16 protein-coding genes are annotated in these 15,254 nt (G+C 66.4%); 8 read left to right on the top strand and 8 right to left on the bottom strand.

Going from position 1 to position 15,254, the window contains the following annotated elements:
* Positions 1–17: 17 nt before the first annotated feature.
* Together ABE960_RS05365 and ABE960_RS05360 are read right to left on the bottom strand one after the other, a co-directional pair.
* Complete coding sequence (locus ABE960_RS05365) at positions 18–413, bottom strand: thiol-disulfide oxidoreductase DCC family protein (RefSeq protein WP_349761208.1); 396 nt, start codon at positions 411–413, stop codon at positions 18–20.
* Positions 410–2,017 (bottom strand): cryptochrome/photolyase family protein, encoded by a 1,608-nt coding sequence (locus tag ABE960_RS05360; RefSeq protein ID WP_349761207.1) that lies wholly within the window; start codon positions 2,015–2,017, stop codon positions 410–412. Before ABE960_RS05360 ends, ABE960_RS05365 begins: the two co-directional genes overlap by 4 nt.
* A gap of 151 nt (positions 2,018–2,168) precedes the next feature.
* Here ABE960_RS05360 and hemH point away from each other — a divergent pair, with 151 nt between their 5' ends.
* Positions 2,169–3,257, top strand: a complete 1,089-nt coding sequence (hemH, locus tag ABE960_RS05355; RefSeq protein WP_349761206.1) for a ferrochelatase — start codon at positions 2,169–2,171, stop codon at positions 3,255–3,257.
* Positions 3,258–3,336: 79 nt separating this feature from the next.
* Here hemH and ABE960_RS05350 read toward each other — a convergent pair whose 3' ends face one another.
* From ABE960_RS05350 to ABE960_RS05325, 6 genes are read right to left on the bottom strand one after another with little or no spacing between them, the layout of a single operon-like run.
* The gene (locus tag ABE960_RS05350) at positions 3,337–3,729 is read right to left on the bottom strand and encodes a Na+/H+ antiporter subunit G (RefSeq protein WP_349761205.1); all 393 of its coding nucleotides are present in this window, start codon (positions 3,727–3,729) and stop codon (positions 3,337–3,339) included.
* A gap of 8 nt (positions 3,730–3,737) precedes the next feature.
* Positions 3,738–4,007 carry a K+/H+ antiporter subunit F gene (locus ABE960_RS05345; protein WP_151443168.1) on the bottom strand — a complete coding sequence of 90 codons (270 nt, stop codon included), beginning with the start codon at positions 4,005–4,007 and terminating at the stop codon, positions 3,738–3,740.
* Positions 4,001–4,498, bottom strand: a complete 498-nt coding sequence (locus tag ABE960_RS05340) for a Na+/H+ antiporter subunit E (RefSeq protein WP_349761204.1) — start codon at positions 4,496–4,498, stop codon at positions 4,001–4,003. The genes ABE960_RS05345 and ABE960_RS05340 overlap by 7 nt, the downstream gene beginning before the upstream one ends.
* Complete coding sequence (locus tag ABE960_RS05335; RefSeq protein WP_349761203.1) at positions 4,495–6,003, bottom strand: monovalent cation/H+ antiporter subunit D; 1,509 nt, start codon at positions 6,001–6,003, stop codon at positions 4,495–4,497. The genes ABE960_RS05340 and ABE960_RS05335 overlap by 4 nt, the downstream gene beginning before the upstream one ends.
* Positions 6,000–6,344: a Na+/H+ antiporter subunit C gene (locus ABE960_RS05330; protein ID WP_349761202.1), complete on the bottom strand. Its 345-nt coding sequence runs from the start codon at positions 6,342–6,344 to the stop codon at positions 6,000–6,002. The genes ABE960_RS05335 and ABE960_RS05330 overlap by 4 nt, the downstream gene beginning before the upstream one ends.
* On the bottom strand, positions 6,344–9,178 hold the full coding sequence (locus ABE960_RS05325) for a monovalent cation/H+ antiporter subunit A (protein WP_349761201.1): 2,835 nt from the start codon (positions 9,176–9,178) through the stop codon (positions 6,344–6,346). The genes ABE960_RS05330 and ABE960_RS05325 overlap by 1 nt, the downstream gene beginning before the upstream one ends.
* A gap of 262 nt (positions 9,179–9,440) precedes the next feature.
* On the opposite strand from ABE960_RS05325, the gene ABE960_RS05320 reads away from it, so the two are divergent.
* The 7 genes from ABE960_RS05320 to mnhG are packed head-to-tail and all read left to right on the top strand — an operon-like array spanning position 9,441 to position 15,223.
* Entirely contained in the window at positions 9,441–11,771 is a 2,331-nt protein-coding gene (locus ABE960_RS05320) for a putative monovalent cation/H+ antiporter subunit A (protein ID WP_349761200.1), read from the top strand.
* Positions 11,764–12,198 carry a Na+/H+ antiporter subunit B gene (locus ABE960_RS05315; protein ID WP_349761199.1) on the top strand — a complete coding sequence of 145 codons (435 nt, stop codon included), beginning with the start codon at positions 11,764–11,766 and terminating at the stop codon, positions 12,196–12,198. The genes ABE960_RS05320 and ABE960_RS05315 overlap by 8 nt, the downstream gene beginning before the upstream one ends.
* 9 nt (positions 12,199–12,207) lie before the next feature.
* Positions 12,208–12,555, top strand: coding sequence for a Na+/H+ antiporter subunit C (locus ABE960_RS05310; protein WP_349761198.1), 348 nt, complete (start codon positions 12,208–12,210; stop codon positions 12,553–12,555).
* Positions 12,552–14,069 (top strand): Na+/H+ antiporter subunit D, encoded by a 1,518-nt coding sequence (locus ABE960_RS05305; protein ID WP_349761197.1) that lies wholly within the window; start codon positions 12,552–12,554, stop codon positions 14,067–14,069. The genes ABE960_RS05310 and ABE960_RS05305 overlap by 4 nt, the downstream gene beginning before the upstream one ends.
* Entirely contained in the window at positions 14,066–14,539 is a 474-nt protein-coding gene (locus ABE960_RS05300) for a Na+/H+ antiporter subunit E (protein ID WP_349761196.1), read from the top strand. The genes ABE960_RS05305 and ABE960_RS05300 overlap by 4 nt, the downstream gene beginning before the upstream one ends.
* Before the next feature lie 17 nt (positions 14,540–14,556).
* Entirely contained in the window at positions 14,557–14,826 is a 270-nt protein-coding gene (locus ABE960_RS05295) for an MrpF/PhaF family protein (protein ID WP_349761195.1), read from the top strand.
* Positions 14,819–15,223, top strand: a complete 405-nt coding sequence (mnhG, locus tag ABE960_RS05290; protein ID WP_349761194.1) for a monovalent cation/H(+) antiporter subunit G — start codon at positions 14,819–14,821, stop codon at positions 15,221–15,223. The genes ABE960_RS05295 and mnhG overlap by 8 nt, the downstream gene beginning before the upstream one ends.
* The last annotated feature ends 31 nt before the right edge of the window (positions 15,224–15,254 follow it).

The raw sequence follows: 15,254 nt of genomic DNA, 5'->3' as shown, positions 1-15,254 counted from the left end.
CCGCGCTCCATTCCGCTCTATCCATTGCCCCGCCGTTGTAGCCAGCGTCCCAGGCGAACGCGACGGCGGGCGAACCAGCGATACCCCGCGTCCATCAGCCCACCGATCCCCGGCAGGGTGCTCAGCCACACCAGCCGTCTATAGCCCAGCACCGCATAAAGGGCCCGGCTGGCGTCCATGCCCACGAACCATCGCCCGTCGTCGTCGCGGACGTGAAGCCTGCCCATCATCGCCTCGAAGCTGCTGCCCAGGGTCTCGGCATCGAAGTCCGGTGCCTGGATATCCACCAGCCGGACTCGCTCCCGCCGCGGGTGGCGCACCAGCCAGGCCACCTCGCGCTGGCACAGCGGGCAGTGGCCGTCGTGGAAAAGTGTCACCGGGGCGCGGGCCTCGAGGGTCTTGCGGCGTATCATGGTGTCGTCTCCTTGGCGTCATAGCCCGCCCTATGTTCGTTCTTGCCATGGGTGGATGAATGGGCGGGTGAATAGGCGGGCTCGGCGTCGAGCTGGTCCAGGAAGCTCGCGGCTTGGCGCCGCATGGCGTCGCGCCGCTCCTGCTTCATGCGCGACAGGCTGCCATAGATCAGCTTCATGCGGGGGTTGGCGCTCAGGGTGTCGGCGTGGCGCTCGAGGAAGTCCCAGTAGAGGCTGTTGAACGGGCAGGCCTCCTCGCCTATGGCCTGCTTGGGGTCGAAGCGACAGTCCCGGCAGTGGTCCGACATGCGATCGATGTACTTTCCCGAGGCGCAGTAGGGCTTCGAGCCCATCAGTCCGCCATCGGCATGCAGCACCATCCCCAGGGTATTGGGTAGCTCCACCCACTCGCAGGCATCGGCATAGACGGCCAGGTACCAGTCGCAGAGGGCCTCGGGGGCCACGTCGCACAGCAGGGCGAAGTTGCCGGTGACCATCAGGCGCTGGATATGGTGGGCATAGGCATGGTCGCGGGTCATCTCGATGGCGCGACGCAGGCAGCGCATCTCGGTCTCACCACTCCAGAAGAAGCTCGGCAGGCTGCGCTCGGCCCCCAGGGCATTGCCGCGCTTGTAGTCGGGCATGCGCGTCCAGTAGAGCCCGCGCACGTACTCCCTCCAGCCGAGCACCTGGCGGATGAAGCCCTCGACGGCATTCAGCGGGGCGCGACCCTCGCGGTATTCGCGCTCGACCGCCTCGCACACCTCCCGGGGCAAGAGCAGCCCGAGGTTGAGCGCCGCGGAGAGCCGGGAATGGTAGAGGAAGGGCTCGCTGTCGCTGATGGCGTCCTGGAAGCGACCGAATGCCGGCAGCCGGTACTCGAGGAAGTGCTCCAGCTCGTCCAGGGCCTGCCGGCGGGTCACCGGCCAGTGGAAGCTCTCGAGGTGCCCGAAGTGGCGGTCGAAATGCGACGCCACCAGCGCCAGCACCGCCTCGGTGGTGGCGTCCCGGGCGTGTCGGGGAGGCGCGGGAAAGCGAGCCTCCGACGGCAGGGGCTCGCGGTTGTCATGGTCGAAGTTCCAACGGCCCCCGGCGGGCTCGTCTCCCTCCATCAGCAGGCCGGTCCGTCGACGCATCAGTCGATAGAAGTGCTCCAGGCGGGGTGCCTTGCGCCCCCGGGCCCAGGCATCAAACGTCTCGGGCGTGCTGAAGAAGCGATCGTCCTCGAGCAGGCGCCAGGGGAGGGATGCCGTGGCACGGGCCTGCATCGCTTGCCACAGGCGCCACTCGCCGGGGCGCACCGCGCGGATCTCGTCGCAGCCGTACAGGCTGGCCAGGCGCTCTGCCTCACCGAGCAGGTCCTGAACGTTGTCGTCGTCTTCCAGCGCGCTGTAGTGGACTAAACGGCCGCGCTCGCGCAACTCTTCGGCGAAGTGGCGCATGGCCGAGAAGATCAGGGCGATCTTCTGGGGGTGGTGGGGCACATAGGTCCCCTCGGCTGCCACCTCGCACAGGGCGATGACGGCGCCCTCCGGCAGGTCTCGCAGGCTGGCGATCTCGTGGCTCAGCTGATCGCCGAGGAGCAGAATCAGGGGGTTGGACATGAATTATCCAAGAGTTGTACAAATGATCCTGATAGTATAACTTGATTCCGCGAGTGTGCCTGCCGGTGGTAGTCTCTAGGCCTGACAGGAACACCACGACATACCGTTCACTCGTGTCACCACCTCGTGCCACCAAAAAGGATCGTGCACCATGGCTGCCCCCGAGTCTCCCTCCACTGCCCGCGACCTCGACCGACCCGGCGAGGGACGCCTGACCCATGCCCCCGCCGATCACCCCGCCGTGCCCAGGGGCAAGGTCGGGGTGGTGCTGGCGAACCTCGGCACCCCGGATGCCACTGACTACTGGTCGATGCGGCGTTATCTCAGCGAGTTCCTCTCCGACAAGCGGGTGGTCGATTACGCCGACTGGAAATGGCAGCCCCTGCTGCAGTTGGTCATCCTCTCCCGTCGGCCCTTTACGTCCGGAAAGGCCTACCGGGGGATCTGGAACACCGAGCAGGACGAGAGCCCGCTGCTTACCATCACACGAGAGCAGACCCGCAAGGTGGCGAAGGGGCTGGCCGAGCGTCACGGCGACCGAGTGCTGGTGGATTTCTGCATGCGCTACGGCAACCCCTCCACCGACAGCGTACTGCGGCGCATGCAGGCCGAGGGCTGCGAGCGGATACTGTTCTTCCCGCTCTATCCCCAGTACGCCTCGCCGACCACGGCCACTGCCAATGACCAGGCCTTCCGCACCCTGATGACGCTCAAGTGGCAGCCGGCCCTGCGCACCGTGCCGGCTTACTTCGAACACCCCGCCTATCAGGATGCCCTGGCGAGTTCGGTGCGCGAGGCATATGAGGCTGCCAAGACACCACCGGAGGTGCTGGTGGCCTCCTACCACGGGGTGCCAAAGCGCTACCTGCTGGAGGGTGACCCCTACCACTGCCAGTGCCAGAAGACCACGCGACTGCTGCGCGAACGCCTGGGCTGGGAGGAGGAGGCCATCCAGACCGCCTTCCAGTCCAAGTTTGGTCCCGAGGAGTGGGTGGGGCCGGCCACCGTGGAACATGTCGCCGAGCTCGCCCGTCAGGGCAGGAAGCACATTGCGGTGGTGTCGCCGGCCTTCTCGTCGGACTGCGTGGAGACCCTCGAGGAGATTGAGGAGGAGATCCGCGAGAGCTTCCTCGCGGCTGGCGGCGAGACCTTCACCTATATCCCCTGCCTGAATGACCGCGACGACCACATCGCCGCGCTGCTCTCGGTGATCGAGAACGAGCTCGGCGGCTGGGTGTAGTGCCTGTCATGGGGTGGTTCCTGTCTGTATCTAGCCGAGGTTAACGCTTCAGGCCTGCCATTGACGGGCCTGAAGCGTATCAGCCATGGCCACGATCGGGGTGCGGTACCGGCTTTTCGCCGATCTCCTCGTCGCGCAGTTCGGGCGGGTTGCCGCGGGTCCTGTCCTCGTGTCGGAGCTGCAGATGCAGGCCGGTCTTGGCCAGCAGGTGGGCGCTGACCGGGGCGGTGATGAACAGGAACAGCGTGATCAGCATCTCCTGGATGTCGGGCTTACCTTCGATCACCCAGAAATAGAGCATCGAGGCCACCAGCATGCAGCCGATCCCCAGAGTGGTGGCCTTGGTGGGCCCGTGCAGGCGCATGAAGAAGTCGCGCAGGTGGGCCATGCCCAGAGAGCCGATGAAGGCGAAGGCGCCACCGGCGATCAGCAGGAAGGCGATCACGCCCTCGAGGAACACGTACAGCGTCATGGGGCCTCCTATTCGATGATGTCGCCACGCAGCAGGTACTTGCAGACCGCCACGGTGCTGATGAACCCGAGCATGGCGATCAGCAGCGCCGACTCGAAGTAGGTCTTGGTGTTCAGCCAGAGTCCCATCAGCACGATCAGCGCGATGGAGTTCACGTACATGGTGTCCAGCGCCAGGATCCGGTCCGGCATGTCCGGCCCCACCGTCAGGCGATAGACGTTGAGCAGCAGGGCCGCCACCACCAGGGCCATGCTGGTCCACAGGGCAAGGTCTAGCATTCGTAGATCTCCTTCAGCGGCTGCTCGTAGCGTTCACGGATGTGCGCGATCAGCGCCGCCTCGTCCTCCACGTCCAGGGCATGGATCAGAAGCGTCCGGCCGTCCAGGCGCAGGTTGGCCGATACCGTGCCCGGGGTCAGGCTGATGGTGTTGGCCAGCAGGGTGATGGTGAAGCGGTCCTCCAGCATCAGCGGGTATTCCACGAAATGCGGGCGCAGCCGTCGCCAGGGATTGACGATCAGCCAGGCCACCTCGATGTTGGCGACGAGGATGTCGCCGAGCACGCGCAACACGAAGCGCAGCAGCAGCCAGGGCCGGGCCACATGAGGCTGGGCATCCCAGAATCGGTGGGTGGCGAGCGGTATCACCACCGCCAGGACCGTGCCCAGCACGAACTGGCCGAAGGCCGTACTGCGCACCAGCAGCAGCCACACCGCCAGCAGCAGGATCGACAGCAGTGGGGTAGGCAGCCAAGGGCGTGGCTTGATCATGGCGTGCCTCCGGCATCGTTCAACAGGGCGTTGACCATCACCTGAGGGTTGGCCAACTGGTCGGCGGTGGCTCGAGTGTAGTCGCTGACCGGACCGGCCAGGACCACCAGCAGCGGTGAGGCACCCAGCAGCCAGGCGACCCCGAACCACTGGCGTCGGGGCAGGGGCAGGCCCATCGGCTCTCCCTGGCTGCGCCAGAATAGCGTGGAGCCAGCACGCGACAGGGCGATCAGCGCACACAGGCCGGTGCCCAGCAGGATCGGCCACAGCCAGGCGCGCTGCCCCCCTTCGGCCGAGGCCATCAGCAGGGCCTTGCCGATGGCCCCGGACAGCGGGGGCAGGCCGGCCACCGCCACGGCGCCGACGAAGAAGAGCCCTGCCAGCCAGCCGCCCTGATGCAGGGGACGGCCCTTGACCAGGCGGGTGCCGGCCTTGCCGCGCTGCAGGCCGATCAGCTCGGCCAGCAGGAAGAGCCCGCCGGTGATCAGGGTGCTGTGCACCAGGTAGTAGAGCAGGGCAGAGACGGCGGCCGGCGAGCCCATGCCGATGCCGGCAAGCAAGCTGCCCACCGAGACCAGCACCAGGTAGGCCACCAGCAGGCGCAGATCCCGGGCGGCCAGCACGCCGACGCCGGCCACCACCAGGGTGCCTAGCGACAGCCACCATACCCAGGCCTGTTCGAGGTTTGCCAGTGGTCCGGCATGCTCGCCGAAGACCAGCGAATAGACTCGGAGGATGGCGTAGATGCCGACCTTGGTCATGATGGCGAAAAGCGCCGCCACCGGCGCCGGGGCGGCGGCATAGGCCCGCGGGAGCCAGAAGTAGAGCGGCAGGATCGCGGCCTTGAGGCCGAACACCACCAGCAGCATCAGGCCGCCGGCGGTGACCAGCCCGGCCCGCTCGGCGGGAAGCTCGCCGAGGCGCACCGCCATGTCGGCCATGTTGAGGGTGCCGGTGGCACCGTAGAGGACGCCCACGGCGATCAGGAACAGCGAGGAACCGGCCAGGTTGAGCACCACGTAGTGCACCCCGGCCTGGATGCGCGCCTTGCCGCCGCCGTGCAGCAGCAGGGCGTAGGAGGCCAGCAGCAGCACCTCGAAGAACACGAAGAGGTTGAAGAGGTCGCCGGTGAGGAAGGCGCCGTTGATGCCCATCAGCTGCCACTGGAAGAGACCATGAAAGTTGCTTCCGCGCTCGTCATCGCCGGCACAGGCGAACACCACTGCCCCCAGGGCGAGCACCGCGGTGAGCAGCACCATCAGCGCCGAGAGGCGGTCGAGCACCAGCACGATGCCGAAGGGCGGCTGCCAGTCGCCCAGTGCATAGTAGGTGACCTCGCCGCCGGCGGCACGCGCCACCAGGGCGATGCCGACCACCACCAGCAGTGCCGTGGCCACGACCCCGACCAGGCGCTTGGCCCGGGTGGCTCCCTGGCGGCGGTAGAGCAGCAGGATGCCGGCGACCAGCGGCAGCACCACGGGCAGGACGATCAGATGCTGCATCACGAGCGGTCCTCCCTGTCTTCATGCTTGCGGCCGTCGACATGGTCGTTGCCTGCCTCGCTGCGCGCGCGCATGGCCAGGATCACCACGAAGGCGGTCATGGCGAAGCCGATCACGATGGCGGTGAGCACCAGCGCCTGAGGCAGCGGGTCGGCATAGTCCGCCGGTCCCTCGAGGATGGCGGCCCCGTCGGTGGTCAGCCCGCCCATGGAGAACAGGAAGAGGTTGACCGCATAGGAAAGCAGGGTGAGGCCGACCACCACCGGGAAGGTGCGGCCGCGCAGCACCAGGTAGAGCCCGCAGGCAGTCAGCACGCCGGTGGTGATGGCGTAGAGGCTTTCCATCAGTGTTTCTCCTTGCCGGGTCGCGAGGTGGGAGAGGTGTCGAAGCTGCTGGTGGCTTCCTTGGCCGGACGGTGAGGGGTGGTGACCTTGCCCAGATTGGCGAGGATCATCAGCGTGGCCCCCACCACGGCCAGGTAGACGCCCAGGTCGAACAGCATGGCGGTGGCCAGCTCGAAGTCGCCTATCAGCGGCAGGTGGAAGTGACCGAACGCCGAGGTCAGGAAGGGATGGCCGAGCAGCCAGCTGCCGAGCCCGGTGAGGGTGGCGATGGCTACCCCGGCGATCGCCACCGGTTGAAAGGGGAAGTCGAGGCGCTGCTGGGACCACTCCACGCCGCGGGCCATGTAGAGCAGGATCAGCGCCACGGCGGTGACCAGGCCGGCGATGAAGCCGCCGCCGGGCTGGTTGTGGCCGCGCAGGAAGATGAAGGCCGACACCAGCAGGGCCAACGGCAGCAGGGCCATGGAGATAGAGGTGAGGATCGCCGGATAGCGGTCCGGAGACCATAGTCGGCCCTCGCCGTCGCTGTGCGGCATGAACAGCCGCAGCCGGTTGAGTAGCTTGAAGATGGCCAGGCCCGCCAGCGCCAGCACGGTGATCTCGCCAAGGGTATCGAAGCCCCGGAAGTCCACCAGGATGACGTTGACCACGTTGTGGCCGCCGCCGCCGGGAACGCTGTTCTCCAGGAAGAAGCCGGAGATGGACGCATTGTCGCGGGTCAGCACCGCGTAGTTGAGGCTGGCGACCACCATGCCCAGGGCGCCGGCCAGCACCACGTCACGCAGGCTGCGGAGACGTGAGGACTCCCGGGGGGTCTTCTGGGGCAGGAAGAACAGCGCCAGCATCAGCAGGATCATGGTCACCACTTCCACCGACAGCTGGGTCAGCGCCAGGTCGGGCGCGGAGAAGCGGGCGAAGGTCAGGGCGACCACCAGCCCCACCACAGAGAGCATCAGCAGCGAGATCAGGCGGTAGCGGTGGGTGGCCGCGGTGCCTATGCCGCCGAAGATCAGCAGACCGGCCCCCAGCAGCAGGATGCCGTCGAGGGGCTGGTTGCCCTGGCTGCCGGTGAGCAGTGGCATGCCGGCCAGGCCCAGGCTGCCCATCAACAGGGCAGCGAGCAGCAGCCAGCTCATGTAGCGCTGCAGCGAGCCGCCATCGAAGCGGGCCAGACCGGCCTCCGAGCCGCGCCCCAGCCGCTGCACGGCGGCCTCGAATACCAGCAGGGCATCTACCGGGCGAAATCCTTTGAGGAAGCGGCGCAGGTCGGGGTGGCGCCAGTAGGTGGCCACCCCGGCGACCAGCGCCACCAGGCTCATCAGCAGCGGCAGGTTGATCCCGTGCCAGATCGCCAGATGGAAGGCGAACGCCTCGCCCAGTACCGGCGCCAGGGCCAGGCCCAGCAGTCCCTCCGCCAGCACGGGGGCCAGGCCCACCACCACGCACAGCACCACCAGCAGCACCACCGGGGCGCGCATCAGCCAGGGCGGCTCGTGGGGCGATTGCGGCGTTGCCTCGCGGGCCGGCTTGAAGAAGACCGCATGCACCAGGCGCAGCGAGTACGCCACCGAGAGAATGCCGCCCAGCGTGGCGAGTACCGGCAGCAGCCAGCTCAGCCCGCCCAGCACCGGGCTCACCAATGTCTCGGTGAAGAACATCTCCTTGGACAGAAAACCGTTGAGCAGTGGCACCCCGGCCATGGCGGCCCCTGCCACGCTGGTCAACACCGCGGTGACCGGCATGGCCCGGCGCAGCCCGCCGAGGCGGCCCAGTTCCCGGGTGCCGGTCTCATGGTCGATGATGCCCGCGCACATGAACAGCGCCGCCTTGAAGGTGGCGTGGTTGAGGATGTGGAAGAGCGCCGCCAATACCGCCATGGGAGTGCCGATGCCCAGCAGTACGGTGATCAGCCCCAGGTGGCTGACCGTGGAGAAGGCCAGGATGCCCTTGAGGTCGGTCTTGAGCAGGGCGAACCAGGCGCCGTAGAGCAAGGTGGCCATGCCGACCAGCGAGACGATCGCCGACCACAGCTCGCTGCCGGCGATGGCCGGGTGCAGGCGTGCCATCAGGAAGATGCCGGCCTTGACCATGGTCGCCGAGTGCAGGTAGGCAGAGACCGGGGTCGGCGCGGACATGGCATGGGGCAGCCAGAACTGGAACGGGAACTGAGCCGACTTGGTGAAGGCGCCTAGCAGGACCAGCACCAGCATCCAGGGGTAGCGTGGGTCGGCGAGAATGGTGGTGCCACTCTCGAGCACTACCTGCATGTCGTAGCTGCCGGCCAAGTCGCCAAGCAGCAACAGGCCGGCGAGCAGCGCCAGACCGCCGGCCCCGGTCACGGTCAGTGCCATGCGGGCCCCCTTGCGAGCATCGCTTCTATGCGACCAGAAGCCGATCAGCAGGAAGGAGGAGATGCTGGTCAGTTCCCAGAACATCCACAGCAGCAGCAGGTTGTCGGCCATCACTATGCCTACCATGGAGGCCATGAACAGGATCAGGTAGGCGTAGAAGCGCCCGTAGGGCTCACCCGGAGACAGGTAATAATGCGCATATAGCAGGATCAGCAGGCCGATACCCATGATCAGCAGGTTGAACAGCACCGACAGGCCGTCCAGCCTGAAGGCCAGATCGAGGCCGAGAGTGGGCACCCACTCGACGGCGAAACGCAACGTCTCGCCGGCCGCCAGGGCGGGAAGCTGGCCGAGCATCAGCAGCAGCGCCAGCGCGGGCAGCAGCGCGGTGGCCAGGGAGCAGAAGCATCGACCGCGTTGCGCGGTAAACGCGGGCACCAGAACCCCCAGCAGGGGCAGCATGGCTATCCACAGCAGTGTCATGTATCGGTCATCCTGCGCGGGTTCAGAAACGGGGAGGGCGTCGGGACAACGCGCCCGGGGAACAGGATGACGCAAGCGACATGTGATCGCACCCCGTCCCTGAGTCGGAGCCCCCCATGGTCAGGCTCTCTGCCACTTTAACGCAAAGCGAATTTCCTCGCTGCCTCCTTGCCTTTCAACACTTTGTCTCTCTAGAGTGGACGAACCTCGTTGAAGGGGCCCGATGCTATCGCGTGCTCCATCGTCACAGGAAGGGTGGCCGATGCAACTTGCCGTGCTGGGAGGTTTCGTGATGGCGAGCCTGGCTCCACTGCTGCATCAGTGGTTCGGGGCCCGGACGCCGAGGGTGATGGCTTTGCTGCCGGCGTCGATCGCCGCCTGGCTGGTCGGCCAGTGGTCGTCAATCGCCGCCGGCGAGGTCCTGCTGCTGGAGTGGTCCTGGGTGCCCGGGCTCGACATCACCCTGACTTTCCTGATTGACGGGCTCGCCTGGCTGTTCGCCCTGCTGATAACGGTGATCGGCGCCCTGGTGCTGGTCTACTCCGGGGAATACCTGCGCGGTCATCGCGACCTGCCGCGCTTTCTGGTGGTCATCACCGCCTTCATGATGTCGATGCTCGGCCTGGTGCTCGCCGACAACCTGGTCACGCTCTTCGTCTTCTGGGAGCTCACCAGCATCACCTCCTATCTGCTGATCGGCTTCAATCACACCGACCCCGCGGCCCGCAAGGCAGCCCTGCAGGGGCTCTTCGTCACCGTGGGCGGCGGGCTGGCGCTGCTGGCCGGCTTCGTCATGCTCGCCGAGGCGGGTGACAGCTGGTCGCTTGCCGAGTTGAGTCAGCGTGGCGAGATGCTGCGCGACCATGCGCTCTATACGCCGCTGCTGCTCTGCGTGCTGTTGGGCGCCTTCACCAAGTCGGCGCAATTTCCCTTCCACTTCTGGCTGCCCAATGCCATGGCGGCTCCCACGCCGGTCTCGGCGTATCTGCACTCGGCGACCATGGTCAAGGCCGGTATCTACCTGCTGGCCCGCCTGCACCCCACCCTCGGCGGCACCGACCTCTGGGTGACCACCCTGTCGCTCGTCGGCTCGGTGACCATGCTCACCGGCGCCTTCCTGGCGATCCAGCACACCAACGTCAAGACGCTGCTGGCCTACTCCACGGTGATGGCGCTGGGCACCCTGACGCTGCTGCTCGGCATCGGTACGTCCGGAGCGCTGGTCGCCTTCGTGATCTTCCTGCTGGCCCATTCGCTCTACAAGGGCGCGCTGTTCATGGTGGCCGGCATCCTCGACCACGCGACCGGCACCAAGGACGTCACCGCCATGGGTGGGCTGCGTCGAGCAATGCCGCTCAGCGCTGCCGTCGCGTTCGTCGCGGCGCTGTCGCTGGCCGGGCTGCCGCCGCTGCTGGGCTTCGTGGGCAAGGAGGCGATGCTCGCCTCGGTGCTGGCCGCCGAGGCCTGGCGGCCACTGATCCTGCTGCTCGCCTTCACGGCGGCTTTCCTGACCCTGGCCGTCGCGGCCATCGTCGCCCTGCGGCCGTTCTACGGTGCTACGCGCCAGACCCCGAGGGCGCCCCACGAGGTGCCCGTGGTGATGCTCGCGGGCCCTGCGCTGCTTGCCGTGCTGTCGCTTGGCTTCGGCCTGGCACCGGGCCTGCTTGACCCGCTGGTGGCCGCCACTCTGGCCGGCATCGGCGCGCCCGCGGCCGAGGTGCATCTGGCGCTGTGGCACGGGCTCAACCTGCCGCTCTTGCTGTCACTGGCGAGCCTTGCGCTGGGCCTTCTGACCTACCGCCACTGGGATCTCCTGCGGGCGCGCCTGGCCCGCCTCGCACCGCTCATGGCCCGCGGCCCCGAGGCCGGCTACGACGCGCTGATGGATGGCATGGTGGCCGTCGCCGACTGGCAGACCCGCGTGCTGCAGAACGGCCATATCCGCAATTACCTGCTGACGACCCTGCTGGTGCTGGTCGGCCTGGTCGGCCATGCGCTGTTCTTTCGCCACACCTTCACGCTCGATGTCGCCCTGGATGTGTACCTGCACGAGGCCGTGGTTGCCGGTCTGATGGTCGCCGGGGCCGTGGCGGCCTGCGTGATGAGGTCGCGCCTGGCGGCTGTCGCGGCATTGGGCATCATGGGATTCTCCATCGCCCTGACCTTCGTGCTCTTCAGCGCCCCGGATCTTGCGATCACCCAGTTGCTGGTGGAGACCCTGACGGTGATCCTGCTGGTGCTGGTGCTGTTCCGTCTGCCGCGCTTCGCCACGCTCTCCACGCCCATCGAGCGGCTGCGCGACCTGGTGGTGGCGAGTCTCACTGGCGGCCTGATCACCTTGCTTATGCTGTCGGTGCTCGCCGGCGAACGGTTGCCGCGGATCTCGGACTACATGGTCGCCAATAGCCAGCCGTTGGGGTACGGCCACAACATCGTCAACGTCATCCTGGTCGACTTCCGGGCGCTGGATACCTTGGGCGAAATGTTCGTGCTGGCGCTGGCGGCCATCGGTGTCTTCGCCATGCTGCGCTTCCATGCCGAGGAGTACGATGCTCAGCACCCCTCCCCGCCGACGGAGAGCGACGATGGTTAGATCGGGCACCCTGATCCTCAATGTGGCGGCGCGGCTGCTGCTGCCGCTGCAGCTGCTCTTTTCGCTGTTCCTGCTGCTGCGGGGGCACGATGAGCCTGGAGGCGGCTTCATCGCCGGCCTGGTGGCGGCGGGGGCCTTCGCGCTCTATCTCTTTGCCTATGGGCGCCATGCCCTCAAGGAGATGCTCAAGGTGTCGCCTCGCGATCTGGTCGCCATGGGGCTGGTGCTCGGCGTGGTCTCGACGCTGCCGGGCTGGTGGGTTGGTGATCCCTTCTTCACGGCCCAGTGGTGGACCATCCCGGTCATCGACTTCAAGGCATCTACGCCGCTGATCTTCGATATCGGCGTCTATCTGGTGGTCGTGGGTTCTGTGCTCACGGCGATCACCGCCCTGGTCAAGACCGATCAGGAAGACGACGCACGCTGAGGAGGCACCATGGAACCCTTGATGGCCATCGCCATCGGCATCCTGTTCACCGCCGCCATCTATATGATGCTGCGCCGTTCCATCGTCAAGCTGGTGATCGGGCTGATGCTGCTATCGAATGCCGCCAACTTGCTGATCTTCGCTACGGCGGGCATGGTGCGCGGCGCTCCGCCGCTAGTGCCCGAGGGCCTCTCGGCGCCGGCGAGCGCGGTGGCTGACCCGCTGCCCCAGGCGCTGGTGCTTACGGCCATTGTCATTGCCTTCGGGGTGCTGTCGTTTGCCGTGGTGCTGGTGCGACGCGCCTGGGAGGTCGTGGGCGCCGATGATCTGGACAAGATGAAGGATACTGACACGTGAACCCCCAGATCGCGCTGCCCATCCTCATCCCGTTGCTGTCCGGGGCCCTGTCGCTGATGTTTTGGCGCTCCCGGAGCATGCAGCGCTTCATCGCCGTGGCCGGCACCGCCAGCCTGCTGCTGACCAGCTTGTGGCTGCTGACCACGGTCAACCGCGACGGCATCCTGGTGATGCACATGGGCGGCTGGCCGGCACCCTTCGGCATCAGCCTGGTGGCCGACCTGCTGGGGGCGATCATGGTGGTGCTCACCGGTATCATCGGCTTCGCCGTGGCGCTCTTCTCGCTGGCTACGGTCGGACGCGGCCACGAGGCCTATGGCTACTTCCCGTTGATGCACCTGCTGCTGGCCGGGGTCGCCGGCGCCTTCCTGACCGGCGACATCTTCAACCTCTATGTCTGGTTCGAGGTGATGCTGGTGGCATCCTTCGCGCTGCTGATCCTCGGCAGCGAGAAGCCGCAGATGGAGGGGGCGATCAAGTACGTCACCCTCAACCTGGTTTCCTCGGTGATCTTTCTGGTCGCGGTGGGGCTGCTCTATGGCATGGTAGGCACGCTCAACATGGCCGACATCGCCCGTCGCCTGGCGGCCCAGGAGGACAGCGGCATGGTCGATGTCCTGGCGATGATGTTCATGGTGGCCTTCGGCATCAAGGCGGCGGCCTTCCCGTTGTTCTTCTGGCTGCCGGCCTCATACCACACCCCGCCGGTGGCCGTCTCGGCGCTGTTCGCCGGCCTGCTGACCAAGGTTGGGGTCTATGCGCTATTCCGGGTGTTCACGCTTATCTTCCACCAGAACCCGGGCTATACCCACGAGATCCTTCTGTGGGGCGCGGGGTTGACCATGCTCTCCGGGGTGCTGGGCGCGGCGGCGCAGTTCGAGTTCCGGCGCATCCTGTCGTTCCACATCGTGAGCCAGATCGGTTACATGATCCTGGGGTTGGCGCTCTTCACGCCCCTGGCAATCATCGGCGGGGTCTTCTACATCATGCATCACATCATCGTGAAGACGACTCTCTTTCTGGTCAGCGGTATCGTCCACCGGCTGCGCGGCACCTACCAGCTGAAGTCGCTGGGCGGGCTCTATCGCACCCACCCCTGGCTGGCGGTCCTGTTCCTGATCCCTGCGCTCTCTCTGGCCGGCATGCCGCCGCTCTCCGGCTTCTTCGCCAAGTTCATCGTGATCCGTGCCGGCATCGAGGCCGAGGCCTACGGTGTGACTTTCATCGCCCTGCTGGTGGGCCTGCTAACCCTCTATTCGATGATCAAGATCTGGTCCGAGGTGTTCTGGAAAGCGGCGCCCCTGGACGCTGACGGCGACGCCGAACCGGTGGTCAAGCATCGCGAGATGTGGTTGATGACCGCGCCGGTGGTCGGCCTGGCGCTCTGCACCCTGTTCATCGGCCTCAATGCCGGGCCCATCTATGCCCTGGCCGAGGCTTCCGCCGGCCAGTTGCTGTCACCCGAGCGTTACATCGAGGCTGTGCTCGGTGAGACCGGGGAGGTGGTGCCATGATCGGGGGCGTCTGGAATCTGCTGCTGGGCGTCGCCTGGGTGGTGCTTACCGGCGACTTCAGTGGTCTCAATCTACTGGCCGGCCTGATCTTCGGATACCTTGTGCTGGCGCTGATCCAGCCCCAGGTACCGTCGCTGGCCGGTTACGCGCAGCGTCTGCCGCGTCTGATCCGCTTCGTCGGTTTCTTCCTCAAGGAACTGGTGATGGCCAACCTGAAGGTCTCCTACGACATCGTCACTCCGCCCTGGTACATGAAGCCGGGAGTGATCGCCATGCCTCTGAAAGCCAGCAGCGAGTTCGAGATTGCCCTGGTCGCCAACCTGATCTCGTTGACGCCGGGCACCCTGAGCCTGGATGTTTCCGACGATCGCCGCGTGCTCTACATCCACGCCATGTTCCTGGACGATGAGCAGGAACTTCGGCGCAGCCTGGCGGTGCTGGAGCGTCGGGCTCTGGAGCTGTTTCACTAGTGATAGGAGGTGACCCCTTGTCGACCCTGATCCTGCTGAGCCTGGCGGTGATGGCCCTGGCGCTGTGCCTGGCCTTCGTGCGCCTGTTTCGCGGCCCCAGCCTGCCGGACAGGGTGGTGGCGCTGGAGCTCTTCTCTTCGATCCTCGTCGGCATCATCGGCGTGGTGGCTATCGCCACTGATGTGCCGAGCCTGCTCGATGTGGCCATCGTCATGGCGCTGATGGCGTTCATGGCCGCCATCGGCTTCGCCCGATTCCTGGAGCGCGGAGGACCTCGAGATGATTGAGTTTCTCAAGGGGACCCTGATTCTGTCCGGGGCGATCTTCATGTTTCTGGCGGCGCTTGGCCTGGTGCGCCTTCCCGACCTGCTGACCCGCATGCACGCGACCACGAAGGCCGCGACCCTGGGGGCCACCCTGATCATGCTCGCGGTGGCTGTTCATTTCGCCGAGGTGGCCGTGGTGGCGCGGGCCCTTGGCGTGATCTTCTTCATTCTCATGACCGCTCCGGTGGCGGCCCATGTGATCGGCCGCGCAGGGTATTTCGTCGGCGTCCGGCTGTGGAGTGGCACCGTCAAGGACGAGCTCAAGCCCCACTATAATCCCCTGACCCACGAACTGAAGAGTGGCCTGGAGACCGAGCCCCATGATCGAGGCGAGCCCGGGGGACGGACGCCTTCCTGAATCGGGTCGAACGTGACGGGGCCGCCTTCGG

It is taken from the genome of Halomonas aquatica (assembly GCF_040196335.1).
Classification (GTDB): Bacteria; Pseudomonadota; Gammaproteobacteria; order Pseudomonadales; family Halomonadaceae; genus Halomonas; species Halomonas aquatica.
Note: the sequence above shows the minus strand (reverse complement) of the source record. Positions and strands in the feature narration are given on the sequence as shown.